At 57.6% G+C, this 2,925-nt stretch carries 3 protein-coding genes; all 3 read left to right on the top strand.

The window, feature by feature from the left end; genetic code table 11:
- Positions 1 to 929 precede the first annotated feature (929 nt).
- Positions 930 to 1,802 carry a non-homologous end joining protein Ku gene (gene ku / locus AC1DUU_RS27960; RefSeq protein ID WP_476786601.1) on the top strand — a complete coding sequence of 291 codons (873 nt, stop codon included), beginning with the start codon at positions 930 to 932 and terminating at the stop codon, positions 1,800 to 1,802.
- Between the two features lie 12 nt (positions 1,803 to 1,814).
- Positions 1,815 to 2,624: a non-homologous end joining protein Ku gene (ku, locus tag AC1DUU_RS27955; RefSeq protein ID WP_476786600.1), complete on the top strand. Its 810-nt coding sequence runs from the start codon at positions 1,815 to 1,817 to the stop codon at positions 2,622 to 2,624.
- An 8-nt stretch (positions 2,625 to 2,632) separates the two neighbouring features.
- The coding region (locus tag AC1DUU_RS27950) for an ATP-dependent DNA ligase (RefSeq protein ID WP_476786599.1) at positions 2,633 to 2,925 on the top strand (293 nt) is incomplete at its 3' end.

Below are 2,925 nucleotides of genomic sequence, written 5' to 3'. Positions count from 1 at the left end.
GTAACTCGACGACCAAGTCGACGCCTTGCTGATGCAGTACGGGCAAGACAACCTCCAGACAGCGCGGGGATGCCCTAGTTCGTTGGTGCCCGCGGATCGCCTCACTTTAGCTGATCGTTGCTTTTTCTGCTTTAGAAGGAACCTGATTTGGGCGCACGGCGTTGCATCGAGCGGAGCCGAATGGGCGCAGTCTTTACCTTTCAGCTACGCTCATCGAGAAGACCCGTCACCACAAGCGTGGGTCTTCGAAGTCCGTGAAGCGTGGTCTTTTATCCTTCTCTGACGCGCTTCAAAATGGGCCTGTCGGCTGGCCGGCTGGCAGGCCTTTAATTTCCTTACCAACGGTGGCAATCTTTCGGCGCGCAGCACTGTTGTCTGACAGCACGGACCAGGGTTGTGTGAAACTGCGCCGGCAGGCCGTTTCTCCGATCAAGGAACAAGCAGCTCCGTATGGATCGTGGGCTACCCGCAATAGTAATTCCCGGTCGACCCTCGGGATGCAGGTATTGGCTCATTCGCTCACTAAAAGTACCTACCGTTCAGTAGGAGGTCCTCAAAGTGACATGACCGCTGGGTTGGTCTTGAAATATCGAGCATCGACGTGAGCTGCCCGAGCTTCGTTTTAATGCCAGCCACCTTGATCTTGCGGTCGGCAATCGCCTTGTCCGATTTCGCTAAGGACGATGACGTCGAGGCTTGCTCGTTCCAAAGTGACGCGTCGCGCACCGTGACGCTAGCCCGCCAAACCTATATGGGTCGGCATAGGCACAGTCCAAGAGAGACGCAAACAAGACGGCCCGCTGTGGGCCTGCAAGTCCATACGTTGCGCGGTGACCTACTCCTCGAAATTAGATTCGTCATGACTCGGAACAATATTGCCGGTGAGTCAATTTATCGAAGCGTATAGGTTGTGTCGGAGTGCGAGTGCGATGGTTGCTGCGCGGGCGAACTGGAAGGGCTTCATTAAGTTCGGAGAAGTGGCCTGTGCGGTTGCGCTGTATACGGCCGCGTCCTCGTCCGAACGCATCGCCTTCAATACGCTCAACCGTGCCACGGGAAATCGCGTCCGTCGTGAATTCGTGGACAGCGAAACCGGCGAGCCGGTCGAACGCGACGACCAAGTCAAAGGATACGAGATCGAGAACGGCGACTATGTCGTACTCGAACCTGACGAGGTTGCAGCGGCAATCCCGGACAGCGACAAGACGCTGAAGATTGTGGCATTCGTTCCCTGTAACGAGATCGATGACGTTTATTTCGACAAGCCATATTACCTAGCGCCCGACAAGATGGGCGCCGACGCTTACAAGCTGCTGCGCGACGGCATGCGCCAGGATAAGGTTGCAGCCCTTGCCCAGACCGTCCTGTTCCGACGCCTCCGGACAGTGCTGATCCGACCGCATGGCAAGGGTCTTATCGGCACAACGCTGAACTTTGATTACGAGGTACGTTCCGCAAAGGAAGCCTTTGACGACATCCCTGATATGAAGATCGAAGGCGAGATGCTGGCGCTGGCCAAGCACATTATCAGCACCAAGAAGGGCTCATTCGACGCCAAAGCCTTCGACGACCGTTACGACGCGGCTGTCGCTGAGCTCGTTAAGGCAAAGATCGAAGGCAAGGCATTGCCGAGGAAGAAATCGCCGCCTCCCTCGAACAAGAGCGACCTATTGCAAGCACTGCGCGACAGCGCGGGGCTGGCGTCGACGAAAAAGAAGCCGAAACGTGCAGCGGCAAAAACCGGTGCCGAAGCGGAACAGCCGAAGCGAGCGGCCGCCGGCTCCAAAAAACGGGCGGCCTGATCGGAGAATGTCGTGGCGGTTCGTCCCTACTGGAAAGGCTACCTCAAGCTCTCGCTGGTCACCTGCCCCGTGCAGATGATGCCCGCGACCTCGGATAGCGAAAAGGTGCAATTCCATACGCTCAACCGCGAGAGCCACAACCGCGTCGTCAGCCACTATGTCGATGCCGTCACCGGCAAGGAGGTTAAGGAAGAAGATGAGGTGAAGGGCTACCAGCGGGGCGAGAACGACTACATCATACTCGAAGACGAGGAGCTGGAGAACGTCGCTCTGGAAAGCACGAGGACCATCGATATCGATGTCTTCTCCCCGCGCGATTCAATCGAATGGATCTGGCTCGACACGCCCTACTACCTGTCGCCAAACGATCCAGTAGGCCAGGAAGCTTTCTCGGTCATCAGGGACGCCATGGCCGCGGAGGATATGGTGGGTATCTCGCGCCTCGTCATCTCACGGCGCGAGCGCGCGGTGATGCTCGAGCCGCGTGGCAACGGCATCGTGCTTTGGACTCTGCGCTACGGCGACGAGGTCAGGGACGAGGATGCCTACTTCGGTGCGATCGACGATACACCGTCCGATTCCGAGATGATGCCGCTCATCCAGCAGTTCATTAAGAAGCAAACCCGCAATTGGGATAGCAAGCTGGTGGTCGACCCGGTCCAGGACAAACTATTGGAAATCATCGAGGCCAAGCGAAAAAAGACGAAGCGGACGGCGAAGGGGAAAGTATCTGAAGCGAAGGCCACGCCCAACAACGTCATCAACATCATGGACGCTCTGCGCAGGTCCGTCGAGGCCGATAACCGGCCGGGCAAGCGCTAGAGCCGAAAATGTGGCGATTGTCCGAATCCGCCCCGCTGCTCGCGACACTCGAGCATATGATCCAGTCTAACCGCCTGCGAAAGCGCAATCCGCGGCAACCAGACCTGCCTTTTGATCCGATGCCAACGCGGATCGAGCCCTACCTTGCCCAACTGAAGCCGAGAGCGCCGATCGGCGCCGACTGGCTTTTCGAGATCAAATGGGATGGATACCGCCTCGCAGTTCACATTGATCCCAATGCTGTTCGCGTCATCACCCGCGGCGGGCATGACTGGACGCATCGATTTCCCTCAATCACAGA

Source organism: Aminobacter sp. P4_H6_2, assembly GCF_056400805.1.
The sequence above is the reverse complement of the archived record's forward strand: the minus strand, read 5'-3'. Positions and strand labels throughout refer to the sequence as shown.

Bases quoted from the DNA above. Each gene is read 5' to 3' on its own strand.
- ku (WP_476786601.1), top strand. From the start codon at position 930: ATGGTTGCTGCGCGGGCGAACTGGAAGGGCTTCATTAAGTTCGGAGAA.